Here is a 15,411-nt window from a genome sequence, read left to right on the forward strand (position 1 = left end):
GTGGGAGGCCGGCTGTGCCGGGCGAAGGGCCCTCCCCCCCTTGGCAACGACATAACTACCACCCCCCTCCCCCTCAACCATCGCTCAATGCCCGCCCCTTGAAACGGAGCATTACCGATGGCCCTAGACCTCCAACGCATGGAACACAGCCTGGCTTCGCTCGCCGACGCCCGTGCCGTGATGCACATCGCCCAACGTTACCTGGCCGCCTGGCCAGACCTGCACCAGCTCGCCCGGCAAAAAGCCAGCGACTTCCTGTTCAAGCACACCGAACAACGGCCTAACCCGGACAAAGTCTGGTGGCACCGCTTTGACACCGCCAGCAGCAGCCCACGCGCCTTCACTGGCTGGGCGCACAGCGGGCACCCTGCGCAGTCACTGACCCTCAGCGAACTGGTCGTGCAGCGTTTCGATGAGGCGTCCCAAGCCGCCCCAGACACCCTCGACAACTACAGCGGGTTCTACTCGCAAGGCCCCGGCGCGCCTTTTTACGATGAGCGCAACGAGATCAAGCTGCTGCCCACCGCGCTGCTCGACGACTTCTGGGAAGAAGACTTCGCCGTTTCGGTGCGCACCCAGACCGCCCAGTTCTGGCAGCAGCACAGCGGCGATTTCACCCTGCTGTCGCGCCTGCACCTGCTGGCAAACATCAGCCGCAGCCTGGCGCAGGGCCTGCTCACCGAGGCCGACCAGGCCCACCTGCTCGGCTACATCGGCCTGGCGCCCGGGCAGCCAATAACCCTCGCCGCCCTGCAGGCGCCCCTGCCCACCAGCACGCTGGTGGTGACCCGCTACACCCTGAGCCGCCACACCCCGCTGTTCACCCTGCAAGCCGAAGATGGCCGGCTGATGCTGTTCACCCCCACCGCCACCCCAGCCCTGCGGGGTTTCAGCGATGCCGAGAACCTCAACCGTGCCGTCGCCGCGCAGTTGTCTTCCGCGGGGGGCGAAGCCTGGTTCAACGAGCTGTTTCGCGCCGATGCCACCAGCACCCCGGAAAGCCAACGAGCGGCACTGGCCGCGCTGCTCGATCAAATCGGCACCCCCGACGCGCCCCTCTGGCCGTTTGGCGACGGCACCCCACTCAGCCAACACCTGCTCGCCGACCTGCTGCAGCAGGCCCAGAGCGACTTGCAAGCCAGCCATCACGATCTGGTCAGCAACGGGGAATTGCACAAAGAATTGTGGCGCGGCTACCTGGGGGCGTTTCTGCATGTGTTCGGCGGCTTTGCCCTCGCCGGCTGGCCCCTGAGCCTGATCGTCGCCGGCGCCGGCATCGCCCGGCTGGGGCTGGACATCGACGCGGCGAACCGCGCGCGCTCGCCAGCGATATTCAAGAACGCCTTGGTCAGCGCCATCGCCGACTCGGTGCTGGTGGCGTTTTCACTGATCGACGTGGGCCTGGGCGTGCGGGCACTGCGCTTTCAGGCGCCGCCTCACGAAACCAGCGCCAGCCTGGGCACGTGGCAGCCTGAGCAATGGCCGGCGGGGTTTCTCGGCGACATCGAGATGCAGCCGCTGCCGGCCGCGCCCGCCGGTACCGAGGGCCGGCTGCAGGGGGTGCGCCTCACCGACAACGGCATCGCCTGGATCGAGCTGGGCGGGGCACCGTACCGGGTGCGCTACAGCGCCGAGTTGCACACCTGGCTGGTGGTACGCCCGCGTGCGCCGTTCAGCCTGGCGCCACTGCGCCCGGTACGCCTGAATGAAAACCAGCAATGGGAATGGCTGGTGCCGCCGCGCCTGTTGGGCGGCGACGGCGCCGAGCAAGACTCGCTCACCGAGGCGTTCTGGGACCCTTACATCAAAGGCGATGCCGCAGCCAACCGGGCGATGTACAGCGCCGCCCTGGAGCGCCAGACCGCCCTCTATGATCGGCAGCGCCTGCCGCAGTTGGCCGACGGCGCTGCCGCGACGGCCGACGAGCACGGTTACCTGTACGCCGCCGACGGCGACACCCGCCACTACACCTTTCGCCAGCAGAATTTCTACCGCAACGACCTGGTTGCGATCTACACCAACCCCATGCACTTCCCCAACCACCTGTTCCGCCTGGGCCGCAGCCAGGATTTCGAAGCCGCCGACGGCGACCTCTACGCTTACCTGAACACCCTTTTCGACAGCCTGGCGCCGCTACCGCGCAACAGCCGGGTGCCGCTGTGGCGGGGCGGCAGCGCCGGGCGCAACACCTCCGGGGAGTACCTGCGCCAGGGCAACGTGGTGGTCGGCGACATCCTGGTGAACACCGACATCACCTCGTTCAGCGAAAACCCCTTCGCCTTGAAACCCTTCATCGCCCCGCGCGTGCAGGGCAGCGACGGCACGTTCAGCAATGTGTTCGACCCGGGCTCGGTGGTGTACGAGCTGCCCGCCGGCGGCTACAGCAGCGCCACCCCGATCAGCCCGTTGTCGTTGATCGAGAGCGAAGCGGAGTCGGTGTTCACCCCTGGGCACTGTTTCAGGCTGGAGGCGATCAAGCCGATCGAAACCAGCACCTACAAGTTCGTCCTGGCGCGCCTGCGCGAGGTGCCCAAGCCGGCGAGCGGGCGCTTCTTCGACCTGCGCACCGGCGAGCCCTTCGACCGCGCGGCGTTCGCCGCGAAGGTCAACAACGATGCCCTGACCGAACGTTTGTTCCCCATTGCGCAGTGGGGTGAGCAAGGCCTTTGACAGATGCGGCAACACACGGGTTAGAATCGGTTGGCACGATCCATGCTGTCTAACCCAGGAGTATTGCCCTTTGACCGCCACCGCCATCAACAGCCTGTTTCTGATCGGTGCGTTGCTGGTGGGTGCGAGCATCCTGGTCAGCTCGCTCTCCTCACGCCTGGGCATTCCGATCCTGGTCATCATCCTCGCCGTCGGCATGGCCGCCGGCGTGGACGGCGGCGGGATCGTTTTCGATAACTTCCCCCAGGCCTACCTGGTCGGCAACCTCGCGCTGGCGGTCATCCTGCTCGACGGCGGCCTGCGCACCCGGGTGGCGAGCTTCCGCGTGGCGCTGTGGCCGGCGCTGTCGCTGGCCACGGTGGGGGTGATGATCACCACCGGCCTGACCGGCCTGCTGGCCGCCTGGCTGTTCGACCTGAACATCATCCAGGGCCTGCTGATCGGCGCCATCGTCGGTTCCACCGACGCCGCCGCGGTGTTTTCGCTGCTCGGCGGCAAGGGCCTGAACGAACGGGTCACCGCCACCCTGGAGATCGAGTCGGGCAGCAACGACCCCATGGCGGTGTTTCTCACCGTGACCCTGATCGACATGCTCGCCACGCACCAGACCGGCCTGCACTGGAGCCTGCTCGGGCACCTGCTGAGTGAATTCGGCATTGGCGCGGTGCTCGGCCTGGGCGGCGGCTGGGTGCTGTTGCAACTGGTGAACCGCATCAACCTGGCCCACGGGCTGTACCCGATCCTGGTGATCGCCGGCGGGCTGGTGGTGTTCGCCCTGACCAACGCCCTGCACGGCAGCGGCTTCCTGGCGGTGTACCTGGCCGGGCTGGTGCTGGGCAACCGGCCGATCCGCAGCCGCCACAGCATCCTGCACATGCTCGACGGCATGGCCTGGCTGGCACAGATCGGCATGTTCCTGGTGCTGGGCCTGCTGGTCACCCCCCACGACCTGCTGCCGATCGCGCTGCCGGCGCTGGGCCTGGCACTGTGGATGATCCTCATCGCCCGGCCGCTGTCGGTGTTCGCCGGGCTGTTGCCGTTCAAGGCCTTCCATGGCCGGGAAAAGGCGTTCATCTCCTGGGTGGGCCTGCGTGGGGCGGTACCGATCATTCTCGCGGTGTTCCCGCTGATGGCCGGGCTGCCCCATGCGCAGCTGTACTTCAACCTGGCGTTCTTCATCGTGCTGGTATCGCTGCTGGTGCAGGGCACCAGCCTGCCATGGATGGCCAAATGGCTGAAGGTCACCGTACCGCCAGACCCGGCGCCGATCTCCCGTTCGGCGCTGGAGGTGCACCACACCAGCGAGTGGGAGCTGTTCGTGTACCGCCTGGGCGCTGAAAAATGGTGCATCGGCGCCGCCCTGCGTGAATTGAAAATGCCCCAGGGCACCCGCATCGCCGCGCTGTTTCGCAACGAGCAACTGTTGCACCCGTCGGGCAGTACCGTGCTGGAAGTGGGCGACCTGCTCTGCGTGATCGGCCACGAGCATGACCTCTCCGCGCTGGGCAAGCTGTTCAGCCAGGCGCCGCAGCGCGGCCTCGATTTGCGCTTCTTTGGTGACTTCGTGCTCGAAGGCGACGCCGAACTGGGCGCGGTATCGGCGCTGTACGGGCTTCAGCTCGACGGTGTCGACCCGCAAACGCCGCTGGCGCGGTTCATTGCGCAGAAGGTCGGCGGCGCGCCGGTGGTGGGCGACCAGATCGAGTGGAACAACACCGTTTGGACGGTCGCGGTCATGGACGGGAACAAGATCGCCAAGGTCGGCGTCAGATTCCCGGAAGGAACCCGCCCGGGCCCGGGCTTGTTCCTCTAATATCCACTGCTTCGAAGCTCTCTGCCGTTCATATCATGCCGACCTTGCGCCATTTGCTCGGCACAGCCCTGTTGGGGCTGTGCCTGATTTCCTACACCGCCCAGGCGGCCGACCCACCCAGCGCCGAGGCGGTTCAGCAGAGCCTCGACCACATTGCCGACCGCAAGCTCTCCGACCCCGATCAAAAGGCCCTGGAGCAGGTACTGGAGCAAACCCTCTCGTACCTGGGCAGCGCCGATGACTACGCCAAGCAGCTGCAAGCCACCAAGCAGCAGATCGCCGACGCGCCGCGCCAAACCAACGACAACCAGCGCGAGCTGGAACGCCTCAAGGCCAGCAAGGTGGTGCCGATCACCCAACGCTACGCCAACCAGAGCGTGCCGCAGCTCGAACAACTGCTGGCCGAACGCGGCGCCCAGCAGGGCGACCTGCAAAAGCAGCTGGCCGACGCCAACAGCCTGATCATCACCTCGCAAACCCGCCCTGAACGGGCGCAAACCGAGATCAGCAACGCGCAAAGCCGCATCGGCCAGATCAACGGCATCCTCAAAAGCGGCAAGGACGGCGCCAAAACCCTTTCGGCGGACCAACGCAACCAGTACCTGGCCGAGCAGGCCTCGATCAACGCCCAGGTGGCCCTGCGCCGCCAGGAACTGTCGGGCAACAGCCTGTTGCAGGATTTAGGCAACAGCCAGCACGACCTGCTGATCGAAAAGGTCGGGCGGGTGGCGCAAGAGCTGCAAGACCTCCAATCGCTGATCAACCAGAAACGCCTGGCGCAATCCCAGCAAACCGTCAACGAGCAGTCCGCCGAGGCGCAAAAGGCGGGCACCAGCAGCCTGCTGGCCACCGAGAGCGCGACCAACGTGCGCCTGAGTGACTACCTGCTGCGCAGCACCGACCGCCTCAACGAGCTGACCCAGCAGAACCTCAAGGTCAAGCAACAGCTCGACGCGCTGAACCAGACCGACCAGGCGCTGGACGAACAGATCAACGTGCTGCGCGGCAGTTTGCTGCTGTCGAAGATCCTCTACACCCAGAAGCAGGCCCTGCCGCACTTGAAGGTCGACCGCACGCTGGCCGACCAGATCGCCGACATCCGCCTGTACCAGTTCGACGTCAACCAGCAGCGCGAGGCGCTGAGCAGCCCCGGTGGCTACGTAGACAGCCTGATTACCAACCACCCGGACGAACAGCTCACGCCGAACCTGCGCAAAAGCCTGCTCGACCTCGCGGTGACCCGCGCTGACCTGCTTGAACGGCTGAACCGCGAGCTGGCGGCGCTGCTCAACGAGTCGATCAACCTGCAGCTGAACCAGAAGCAGCTGCTCGACACCGCACAAAGCCTGCGCACCACCCTCGATGAGCAGATGTTCTGGATCCCCAGCAACAAGCCGCTGGACTTCGAATGGCTGGGCGGCGTGCCCAAGCGCCTGGCGGCCCAGGTGGCCACCCTGCCGTGGCGCTCCAGCGTGGCCCAACTGGGCGATGGCCTGGCGCAACGGCCGTTGTTCTTCCTGCCGCTGTTGCTGCTGATCGGCGGCCTGCTGTGGCGGCGCAAGTACCTCTACGGCAAGCTCAACCAGGTGCACAAGGACGTCGGCCACTTCAAGCGCGACAGCCAGTGGCACACGCCGCTGGCGATCCTGGTGAACATCCTGCTGGCGATGCCGGTGGCATTGGCCCTGGCGCTGTGCGGCCTGGCGCTGCAGATCGACGCCCGCGGGCAAAACGCCAGCCTGGGCTCGGCCTTGCTGCAGATCGCCCAGGCCTGGATGGTGTTCTACACCGCCTACCGGATTCTGGCGCCGGGCGGTGTGGCCGAGTTGCACTTTCGCTGGGACCGCACCCAGGTGGCCTTCCTCCAGGGCTGGGTGCGGCGCCTGGGTTTCGTGGTGCTGGCGCTGGTGTCGGTGGTGGCGGTGGCCGAGCTGCAGCCCTCGGCGCTGGCCGATGACGTGATCGGCATCGGCGTGGTGCTGACCTGCTTCGCGCTGATGACCCTGCTGCTCAGCCGCCTGCTGTTGAGCAGCCCGGCCCACGGCAACACCTCGCTGTTCCGCCGGCTGGTGGGGCTGGCCTTTACCCTGTTGCCAGTGGCGCTGTTCCTCGGCGTGTGCTTTGGCTACTACTACACCGCCCTCAAGCTCACCGACCGGCTGATCGCCACGCTTTACCTGTTGATGATCTGGCTGGTGATCGAGGCGATGTTCGTGCGCGGCCTGAGCGTGGCGGCGCGCCGGCTGGCCTACCAGCGCGCGCTGAGCAAACGCCAGGCGGCGAAGGACAACGGCGACGGCGACCCGATCCCCGAAGAGCCACAACTCGACATCGAGCAGGTCAACCAGCAGTCGCTGCGGTTGATCCGCCTGGTGCTGATCGGCGCCTTCATCGGCGTGCTGTACTGGGTGTGGGCCGACCTGATCACGGTGTTCGCCTATCTCGACAACATCACCCTCTACGAATACAGCAGCGGTACCGGCACCAGCATGAGCATGGTGCCGATCAGCCTCGGCGACCTGCTCGGGGCGATGGTGGTGGTGGCCATCACCTTCGTGCTGGCCGGCAACCTGCCCGGGCTGCTCGAGGTGTTCGTGCTGTCCAAGCTCAACCTCAAGCAGGGCAGCGCCTACGCCACCACCACGTTGCTCTCGTACGTGATCGCCGGGGTGGGCTTTGTTTCCACCCTGTCGACCCTGGGGGTGAGCTGGGACAAACTGCAATGGCTGGTGGCGGCGCTGTCGGTGGGGCTGGGCTTCGGCATGCAGGAAATCTTCGCCAACTTCATCTCCGGGATCATGATCCTGTTCGAGCGCCCGGTGCGCATCGGCGACACCATCACCATCGGCAACCTGTCCGGTACGGTGAGCAAAATCCGCATTCGCGCCACCACCATCACCGACTTCGACCGCAAAGACATCGTGGTGCCGAACAAAACCTTCATCACCGGCCAGTTGATCAACTGGTCGCTGACCGACACCGTGACCCGGGTCATCCTTAAAGTGGGCGTAGACTACGGCTCTGACCTCGACCTGGTGCGCAAGCTGCTGCTACAGGCCGCCCAGGAAAACCCACGGGTACTGAAAGACCCAGAGCCCCATGTGTATTTCCTCGCCTTCGGCGAAAGCAGCCTGGACCACGAGCTGCGCATGCACGTGCGCGACCTGGGCGACCGCAACCCGGCGCTGGATGAGATCAACCGCTTCATCAACAAGGAGTTCAAGGCCCAGGGCGTACGGATTTCCTTCCGCCAGGTCGAGGTCTACCTGAAGAACGCCCAGGGCGACGAGCTCGACCTGGGCCAACCGGAGCGCCCGGCACTGCCCGGCACGCCGCCACCGAACGCCACCCCAGGGCAGCCATGAAACCGCTCGACGAACTGACCTTCGACAACCGCTTCGCCCGCCTAGGCGACGCGTTCTCCACCGAGGTGCTGCCCGACCCGCTCGAGGCGCCGCGCCTGGTGGTGGCGAGCGAGGCCGCGCTGGCGCTGCTCGACCTCGCCCCCGCCGAGGCGAACACGCCGCTGTTCGCCGAGGTGTTCAGCGGCCACAAGCTGTGGGACCACGCCGAGCCGCGGGCAATGGTGTACGCCGGCCACCAGTTTGGCGGCTATACCCCGCGCCTGGGCGACGGCCGCGGCCTGCTGCTGGCCGAGGTGGTGAACAGCGCCGGCGAGCACTGGGACCTGCACCTGAAGGGCGCCGGGCAAACCCCTTACTCGCGCATGGGCGATGGCCGCGCGGTGCTGCGCTCGTCGGTCCGCGAGTTTCTCGCCAGCGAAGCGCTGCCGCTGCTGGGCATCCCTTCCAGCCGGGCGCTGTGCGTGGTCGCTTCCGACACCCCGGTGTGGCGGGAGCAACAGGAACGCGCCGCCACCCTGCTGCGGCTGGCGCCCAGCCACGTGCGCTTTGGCCACTTCGAGTACTTCTACTACACCCGCCAGCACGATGAACTCAAGCAACTGGCCGACCATGTGCTGGCCGCCCACTACCCGGCCTGCCGCGAGGCGCCCAACCCGTACCTGGCGATGTTCAGCGAAGTGGTCGAGCGCACCGCCGAGATGATCGCCGGCTGGCAGGCCTACGGCTTCAACCACGGGGTGATGAACACCGACAACATGTCGATCCTGGGGCTGACCTTCGATTTTGGCCCCTACGCGTTTCTCGACGACTTCGACGCGCGGTTCATCTGCAACCACTCCGACGACCGCGGCCGTTACAGCTTCAGCAACCAGGTGCCGATCGGCCACTGGAACCTCAGTGCGCTGGGCCAGGCGCTGGTGCCGCTGGTGGAAGTCGAAGCACTGCAAGGCGCGCTGGCCCTGTACTTGCCGATCTACCAAGCCAAATACCAAGACCTGATGCGCCGGCGCCTGGGCCTGACCACTGCCGAAGAGGCCGACCAGGCGCTGTTCGAGCGCTTGCTGCAACTGATGCAGAACAGCGCCGTGGACTACACGCTGTTCTTCCGCCGGCTCGGCGACACACCGCTGGAACAGGCACTGGAGGTGCTGCGCGATGACTTTATCGACCGTGACGGCTTCGACGCCTGGGGCGATGCCCTGCTCGCGCGGGTGCTGCGCCAGCCCCAGGAAACGCAAGCCGAGCGCCAGGCGCGCATGCATGGGGTGAACCCGCTTTACGTGCTGCGCAACTACCTGGCACAACAGGCCATCGAAGCCGCCGAACAGGGCGACTACAGCGTGGTGCGGCAGTTGCACGCGGTGCTGGCCAAGCCCTTCGAGGCGCAACCGGGCATGGAGCGCTTTGCCCAACGGCCACCAGATTGGGGCAAGCACCTGGAGATCAGTTGTTCGTCGTGAAGGCTGGCTTCACAGCGTTGCCCGTTCGGTACGCTGCTGGGCTATGATCGCCCCATCGACAACCCCGGGTTCCTTCGCTAGATGGCCAAGAAGTCTTTTCGGCAAACCCTGCGCCGGCTGTGGGCGCTGGACAAGTTCAGCTACAGCATCCGGGTGTTCATTGCCCTGACCGGCAGCATGGCGTTGTGCTGGTACCAGAACGAGATGCGCCTGCTGATCCCGTTGTTCCTGGGCATCATCGCCAGCGCCCTGGCCGAAACCGACGACAACTGGCAGGGCCGCCTCACCGCCCTGCTGGTGACCCTGGGCTGCTTCAGCGTGGCGGCGCTGGCGGTGGAGTTGTTGTTCCCCTACCCCTGGCTGTTCGTGGCCGCCCTGGCGCTGTCGGCGTTCTGCCTGACGATGCTCGGGGCGCTCGGCGAGCGTTACAACGCCATCGCCTACGCCACGCTGATCCTCTCGGTGTACACCATGATCGGCGTGGACCAACGCGGCGGCGAGGTGGCCAACTTCTGGCACGAGCCGATGCTGCTGGTGGCCGGCGCGGCGTGGTATGGCGCGCTGTCGGTGCTGTGGCAGGCGTTGTTCGCCAACCAGCCGGTGCAGCAGGGCCTGGCCCGGGTGTTCCGCGAGCTGGGGCTGTACCTGAAGATCAAATCCTCGCTGTTCGAGCCGATCCGCGGGCTCGACGTGGAGGGCCGGCGGCTGGAGCTGGCCAAGCAGAACGGCCGGGTGGTGGCGGCGCTGAACGCCTCGAAAGAGATCATCCTCAACCGCGTGGGCAGCAGCCGCGCCGGGGCCAAGACCAGCCGCTACCTGAAGCTGTACTTCCTCGCCCAAGACGTGCACGAGCGCGCCAGCTCATCCCACTACCCCTACAACGCGCTGGCCGAGGCGTTTTTCCACAGCGACGTGCTGTTCCGCTGCCAGCGCCTGCTGCGCCAGCAGGGCAGCGCCTGCCAGCGGCTATCGGAAAGCCTGCAACTGCGCCAGCCGTTCGTGTATGACGGCACCTTCGCCGAGGCGTTGGGCGACCTGCACGCCTCGCTGGAGCACCTGCGCATCCAGAGCAACCCGGCCTGGCGCGGCCTGCTGCGCTCGCTGCGGGCGCTGGCGAGCAACCTGGCCACCCTCGACCGGCTGCTGGGCGATGCCAGCAACCCCGACGCTCTGGCCGAGGCCAGCGACAGCAGCCTGCTCAACCGCGCGCCGCAGAACCTCAAAGACATGCGCGCGCGCATCCGCCAGAACCTTACGCCCACCTCGCTGCTGTTCCGCCACGCGTTGCGCCTGCCGCTGGCGTTGGTCACCTGTTACGCCATGGTGCATGCCATCCACCCGTCCCAGGGCTACTGGATCATGCTCACCACCTTATTTGTGTGCCAACCCAGCTACGGCGCTACCCGGCGCAAGCTGGGCCAGCGGATCGTCGGCACCGCCGCCGGGCTCACGGTGGGCTGGGCGCTGTTCGACCTGTTCCCCAGCCCGCTGGTGCAGTCGATGTTCGCGGTGGCCGCGGGGATGGTCTTCTTCGTGAACCGCACCACCCGCTACACCGTCTCTACCGCGGGCATCACCCTGATGGTGCTGTTCTGCTTCAACCAGACCGGCGACGGTTACGGGCTGTTCCTGCCGCGGCTGTTCGATACGTTGATCGGCAGCCTGATCGCCGGGCTGGCGGTGTTCCTGTTCCTGCCCGACTGGCAAGGCCGCCGGCTGAACAAAGTGCTGGCCGGCACCCTGGCCTGCAACGCCCAGTACCTGCGGCAGATCCTCGAGCAATACAGCCACGGCAAGCGCGACGACCTGGCCTACCGCCTGGCCCGGCGCAACGCCCACAACGCCGACGCAGCGCTGTCGACCACACTGGCGAACATGCAGCTGGAACCGGGGCACTTTCGCAAGGAAGCCGACATGGGCTTTCGCTTTCTGGTGCTGTCGCACACCCTGCTCAACTACCTCTCCGGCCTGGGCGCGCACCGCGGCAGCGACTTGCCCGATAGCGTGCGCGCCGAGCTGAACCAGGCCGGCGAGCAACTGGTGGGCAGCCTGCAGAGCATCTCCCAGAGCCTCGCCGAGCGCAGCCCAGTGGCCCTGGAGGACGACAGCGAAAAAGCCCTGGCCGAGCAACTGGAGCAAATGCCCGACGAGGTAGACGAAACCCAGCGGCTGGTGCAAACCCAGTTGGCGATGATCTGCCGGCAGCTGGCGCCGCTGCGCAATTTGGCGGCGCATTTGGTGAAGGATAAAGCCGAGCGGGCGGTGGCGAGGGTGGCGTAGGGGCTGGCGCAAACCCGCCGCTTCACGCACACATTTCAGGGTGAGTTCCCACCGGTGCCTGTTTATAATCAAGCCATGCTCAATCCCGATGAAATCCGCCCCCTGCTCAAACACTGGATTACCCACGCGATGCCCCATGAGGCCTGCGATGTGTTTATCGAAGAGCTGTGCTTCATTGATAAGGCCAGGCGCGCAGACTTGGTTCACGCCAACGGCAAACTTACGGCGTTCGAAATCAAATCTCACGCCGATACGCTGGCCCGATGGCAAGGCCAGCAAGAGGCTTACCTCGCATGCTTCGATGAAGTGTGGCTATGTTGCCATTCCAAGCATCTGGTCAAGGCGCTTGAGTCATCCCAAGCGCACATAGGGTTACTGGTGGTAGACGACTACTCAGGTTTGGCAATGATTCGCCGGGCCAGAGCTAACCGGGCTCAGAGCAAATTTCACCTGACAGGCTTCTTGTGGCGAGAAGAGCTCGATACGTTAGCCCTTGCGCATGGCGTACCCGTCAAGCGCCGCGAACTGATCAAGGAAGTCCGCCACAAGATCAGTGGCGCCCTCCAGTTATCAGACATCCGAGCGCATGTACTCCACTGCCTCAAACGCCGGTATGGTTAGAGCAAGTCGTCTGGGTCCAGTTCTTCAGCACCGTCGTTGAGAGCTTGTATCGACTGCAACATCGCGCAAATGTGCTGATTAATACGGTAACCGTTCCACACTCCGTTGTTTCCATAGTTGGCAGAAGTCGCGACAATCCGCGCGTACTCGCGAGTTGCCCAGCAGAAGTCGTCGCCATGATAACCAGGCAGGTTTCTGATCTCTTGAGCGATCTCGATATACTTTACAAACTCCTTATCCTCACCCTTGCGCCGCTGCCACCACTCCGTGGGCGTGTAATAACACGCAAAGGGCAGAACGGGCATGCCACGAATGTATTCCATCGGCGCGGTGGGGTTAGTCGCAGCATAGTCACCGTAGACCACGTTAGAGTTGATGTTACGGCGATCCACGCGGGATTGCCATGCCACATCATAGCAGGCTGAAGACCTCGAACTATTGGACGCAGGTTTGTCGATAGGAAAGGAAGTACTCAGCAATACTACACTTCCCACCTCATAACTATTCAACTGCCTCAGCGACACATCGAAATCAGCCCCGGAGGCGGTGCTACTTGGGCTGGTCGCGCCAAAATCCAGAATCACAGTTACTCTCTCTGGGCGCTCGAGCGCATCGAGAATTGCCAGCAGCCTGCTCCAAGAAGTGGTGGTGGGGCGGATCGGGCATGCCACCCTGATCGCGATGCGGGCAAAGTCTCGCTGCAGTAACAGGGCGCTTTGGATAACCTGCCGTTGGGGGTCGTCATCAAGCCATGACACCACTGGGATCAGGTTTTCATTGATGGCCGAAACCTCCCCGTAGAACTGGCGTTTACGTTCAAAGGCGTTGGCCGAGCTGTGTAAATCTCTCGAAAAGATAAACTCCTCGGCCATGTCTTTCGTGGCCCTGGACACATCCAGGAAATAGGGATGTTCAACCCACGCTTGCAAAAAAGCCTGCAGGTGCCTGTCGTCATTCCCTCGCATATCCAGCAGCGGAGCAACATCATCCCTCCGCGAATTTTCTAAATGGGTAAGGGCTTTGATGTCGTTCAAACCGACCCGTAAACACGCTACATACTGCATACACTATTCCTCGCCATCAAAAGGAAGCGACGACCGATCAAAGCCAATGAACGATACGATGGGCCGTGCGCTATGCATTTTCTGAGCAGGTGACGCACTCTTGGCTGTCCTGGAGTACGGCAACTCAAGCGATAGGAAACTAGACCAACTGTTGAACAGCAGTCAATGGCACCTCGGCACAACAGGCTTTCACCGAGGATCGCTTTTTAGGAATAAAAAAGTTTCAAAAAAAACACCAAAACTCCAGCCAACGCAGTGATGCTTATACCAAAACCGCTCTGGTATCGAATTTTAAAGCTGCGCCACCCTAAGAACTGACTCAGGGACAGCAGATTATTTATATTTCAAAAAATCTTATTGCATTGACCTGGATCATTGCATCGCCTTATGCAACACGCTGATTTTCGATATTTAATCAGCTACCAAAATATAACGATATATGTCTGCAGCAGGCTCAAAGCCCATACGCCCGCACCATCCGCTCAATCGTCCCATCGGCCTTCATCTGCGCGATCGCCTGGTCAAACCCCGCCACGATCCGCGGGTAGTCCGGCGCCCGGTGGCTGACCAGAATGTGCAGTGGGTTCTCGCTCAGCGGTGGGGCCACCCACTTGACCCTTTCCTGCAGCGCCTCGGGCTCCTGGTGCAGGTAGAAGCGCGCCACGTATTCGTCTTCGAGGGTCAGGTCTACCCGGCCGGCCATCAGCATGCGCAGGCCTTGGGAGAAATTGCGCACCGGCACCTTGTGCAGGCTGGCGTCGGCGTCGAAGCCGGCGGAGTAGGCGTAGTCGCGCACCACGGCGATGGAATAGTCGTGCAGCTCATCCAGCCGGCCTTTGAACACCACCGGCGTGGTGGCAGCTTGCAGCAAGCGGATGCGGTTGATCAGGTAAGGCGCGGAAAAGTCGCCAATGCGCGCGCGGGCTTCGTTGTACCAGGCGTTGACCAGCACGTCGTAGCGGCCTGCCTCGATGCCCTGCAGAGCGCGCGCCCAGGGCACTTGTTCGTAGGTGGTGGCGTAGCCGGCACGGGCCAGCGCCTGGCTGACGATGGCGGTGGCCAGGCCGTTGGTGGGCAGGGTTTCATCCGTGAACGGTGGCCAAGGGTCTGCGACCAAGCGCAACGTTGGCGCCTCGGCGCTCAGTGCGCACGCTGGCACCCAGGCGAACAACCACGCAAGCAAACATCCGCTTCGAAGCAACCGCCGCATGCCATCATTCCCTTTCCGGGCAGCCGATGCTCACAAGATGACATAAAAAAGCTGGCCAGATAATGGCCTTTATGCGGGCTGTCGTGCTCAGTGTTCTGCTTGCGACACCGGGTAGCCGAGCACCTGGCAGATCCGCCCAAGGTTGCCGGCCACCCACTGCGGGCTGATCGCGCCCCAGTCTAGAATGCGGTATTGGCCAATGTGGTTACGGCTGCCGGCGGCCTGCTCGAACGCACAGACGATGTCGAGCTCAGCCAGGGCGGCGATGGTGTCCTGGGCGGTGCGCCGGGGCATGCCGGTGGCTTCCATCAACGCCGGCACGCTGCTGGCCTGGCCACTGGCGATCAGGTGCGCCACGTACAGGCGGCGGTAGAAGCTGGTGCGGGTTTTGCTGATGTCCATGGGCGGGTTCGCTTCAGGTGGAGGTGCCGGCAAGGTCGCGGGCAGTCAGGTACAGGCGCAGGTCGAACTCCAGCTGCGCGTAGCCGGGCTGCATGTGCTCGCACAGTTGGTAGAACGCTTTGTTGTGGTCCGCCTCGCGCAGGTGCGCCAGCTCGTGCACCACGATCATCCGCAAGAACGGCGGCGGTGCCTGGCGAAACAACGCGGCGATGCGGATTTCCTTTTTCGCCTTCAGCCGCCCACCCTGTACCCGCGACACCGCCGTGTGCAGGCCAAGGGCGCGGTGGGTGAGGTCGAGGCGGTTGTCGAACAGTACTTTATCGATGGCGGGGGCCGAGCGCAGGAAGCGCTGCTTGAGTTCGGTCACGTAGCCATACAGGGCCTTGTCGCTTTGAATGGCATGCTGGCCGTCGTAGCGCTCGGCCAGGTAGGCCGCCAGCCGGCCTTGCTCGATCAGCTGGCTGACCTGATGCTGCAGGTGCGCGGGGTAAGCCTGGAGGTATTTGAGCGGTAGCATGGCCGGTTG

The 15,411-nt window shown here is 64.3% G+C and carries 10 protein-coding genes; 6 read left to right on the forward strand and 4 right to left on the reverse strand.

Going from position 1 to position 15,411, the window contains the following annotated elements; translation table 11 throughout:
• Positions 1-117: 117 nt before the first annotated feature.
• From ACFZCE_RS03275 to ACFZCE_RS03300, 6 genes are all read left to right on the forward strand, one after another.
• Entirely contained in the window at positions 118-2,670 is a 2,553-nt protein-coding gene (locus tag ACFZCE_RS03275) for a dermonecrotic toxin domain-containing protein (RefSeq protein WP_390936021.1), read from the forward strand.
• Positions 2,671-2,740: 70 nt separating this feature from the next.
• Positions 2,741-4,483, forward strand: coding sequence for a potassium/proton antiporter (locus tag ACFZCE_RS03280; protein WP_390936023.1), 1,743 nt, complete (start codon positions 2,741-2,743; stop codon positions 4,481-4,483).
• Positions 4,484-4,518: 35 nt separating this feature from the next.
• On the forward strand, positions 4,519-7,848 hold the full coding sequence (gene mscK / locus ACFZCE_RS03285) for a mechanosensitive channel MscK (RefSeq protein ID WP_390936025.1): 3,330 nt from the start codon (positions 4,519-4,521) through the stop codon (positions 7,846-7,848).
• The gene (selO, locus tag ACFZCE_RS03290; RefSeq protein ID WP_390936027.1) at positions 7,845-9,308 is read left to right on the forward strand and encodes a protein adenylyltransferase SelO; all 1,464 of its coding nucleotides are present in this window, start codon (positions 7,845-7,847) and stop codon (positions 9,306-9,308) included. The genes mscK and selO overlap by 4 nt, the downstream gene beginning before the upstream one ends.
• An 81-nt stretch (positions 9,309-9,389) precedes the next feature.
• Positions 9,390-11,588 (forward strand): YccS family putative transporter, encoded by a 2,199-nt coding sequence (gene yccS / locus ACFZCE_RS03295; RefSeq protein WP_390936029.1) that lies wholly within the window; start codon positions 9,390-9,392, stop codon positions 11,586-11,588.
• A gap of 75 nt (positions 11,589-11,663) precedes the next feature.
• Positions 11,664-12,209 (forward strand): sce7726 family protein, encoded by a 546-nt coding sequence (locus ACFZCE_RS03300; RefSeq protein WP_390936031.1) that lies wholly within the window; start codon positions 11,664-11,666, stop codon positions 12,207-12,209.
• On the opposite strand, the gene ACFZCE_RS03305 is transcribed toward ACFZCE_RS03300, so the two are convergent.
• From ACFZCE_RS03305 to ACFZCE_RS03320, 4 genes are all read right to left on the reverse strand, one after another.
• Entirely contained in the window at positions 12,206-13,273 is a 1,068-nt protein-coding gene (locus ACFZCE_RS03305) for a hypothetical protein (RefSeq protein WP_390936033.1), read from the reverse strand. The genes ACFZCE_RS03300 and ACFZCE_RS03305 overlap by 4 nt on opposite strands.
• A gap of 454 nt (positions 13,274-13,727) precedes the next feature.
• Positions 13,728-14,483: a transporter substrate-binding domain-containing protein gene (locus ACFZCE_RS03310; RefSeq protein ID WP_390936034.1), complete on the reverse strand. Its 756-nt coding sequence runs from the start codon at positions 14,481-14,483 to the stop codon at positions 13,728-13,730.
• Between the two features lie 87 nt (positions 14,484-14,570).
• The gene (locus tag ACFZCE_RS03315; protein ID WP_390936036.1) at positions 14,571-14,885 is read right to left on the reverse strand and encodes a helix-turn-helix domain-containing protein; all 315 of its coding nucleotides are present in this window, start codon (positions 14,883-14,885) and stop codon (positions 14,571-14,573) included.
• A gap of 13 nt (positions 14,886-14,898) precedes the next feature.
• Entirely contained in the window at positions 14,899-15,402 is a 504-nt protein-coding gene (locus ACFZCE_RS03320; RefSeq protein WP_390936037.1) for a YgjP-like metallopeptidase domain-containing protein, read from the reverse strand.
• Between the last annotated feature and the right edge of the window lie 9 nt (positions 15,403-15,411).

It is taken from the genome of Pseudomonas sp. NPDC007930, assembly GCF_042958985.1.
Lineage (GTDB): Bacteria > Pseudomonadota > Gammaproteobacteria > Pseudomonadales > Pseudomonadaceae > Aquipseudomonas.

What these genes read in the sequence shown, in the direction of transcription:
- ACFZCE_RS03275 (WP_390936021.1), top strand. Translation starts at nt 118, where the DNA reads ATGGCCCTAGACCTCCAACGCATGGAACACAGCCTGGCTTCGCTCGCC.
- mscK (WP_390936025.1), top strand. Translation starts at nt 4,519, where the DNA reads ATGCCGACCTTGCGCCATTTGCTCGGCACAGCCCTGTTGGGGCTGTGC.
- selO (WP_390936027.1), top strand. Translation starts at nt 7,845, where the DNA reads ATGAAACCGCTCGACGAACTGACCTTCGACAACCGCTTCGCCCGCCTA.
- yccS (WP_390936029.1), top strand. Translation starts at nt 9,390, where the DNA reads ATGGCCAAGAAGTCTTTTCGGCAAACCCTGCGCCGGCTGTGGGCGCTG.
- ACFZCE_RS03300 (WP_390936031.1), top strand. Translation starts at nt 11,664, where the DNA reads ATGCTCAATCCCGATGAAATCCGCCCCCTGCTCAAACACTGGATTACC.
- ACFZCE_RS03305 (WP_390936033.1), bottom strand. Translation starts at nt 13,273, where the DNA reads ATGCAGTATGTAGCGTGTTTACGGGTCGGTTTGAACGACATCAAAGCC.
- ACFZCE_RS03310 (WP_390936034.1), bottom strand. Translation starts at nt 14,483, where the DNA reads ATGCGGCGGTTGCTTCGAAGCGGATGTTTGCTTGCGTGGTTGTTCGCC.
- ACFZCE_RS03315 (WP_390936036.1), bottom strand. Translation starts at nt 14,885, where the DNA reads ATGGACATCAGCAAAACCCGCACCAGCTTCTACCGCCGCCTGTACGTG.
- ACFZCE_RS03320 (WP_390936037.1), bottom strand. Translation starts at nt 15,402, where the DNA reads ATGCTACCGCTCAAATACCTCCAGGCTTACCCCGCGCACCTGCAGCAT.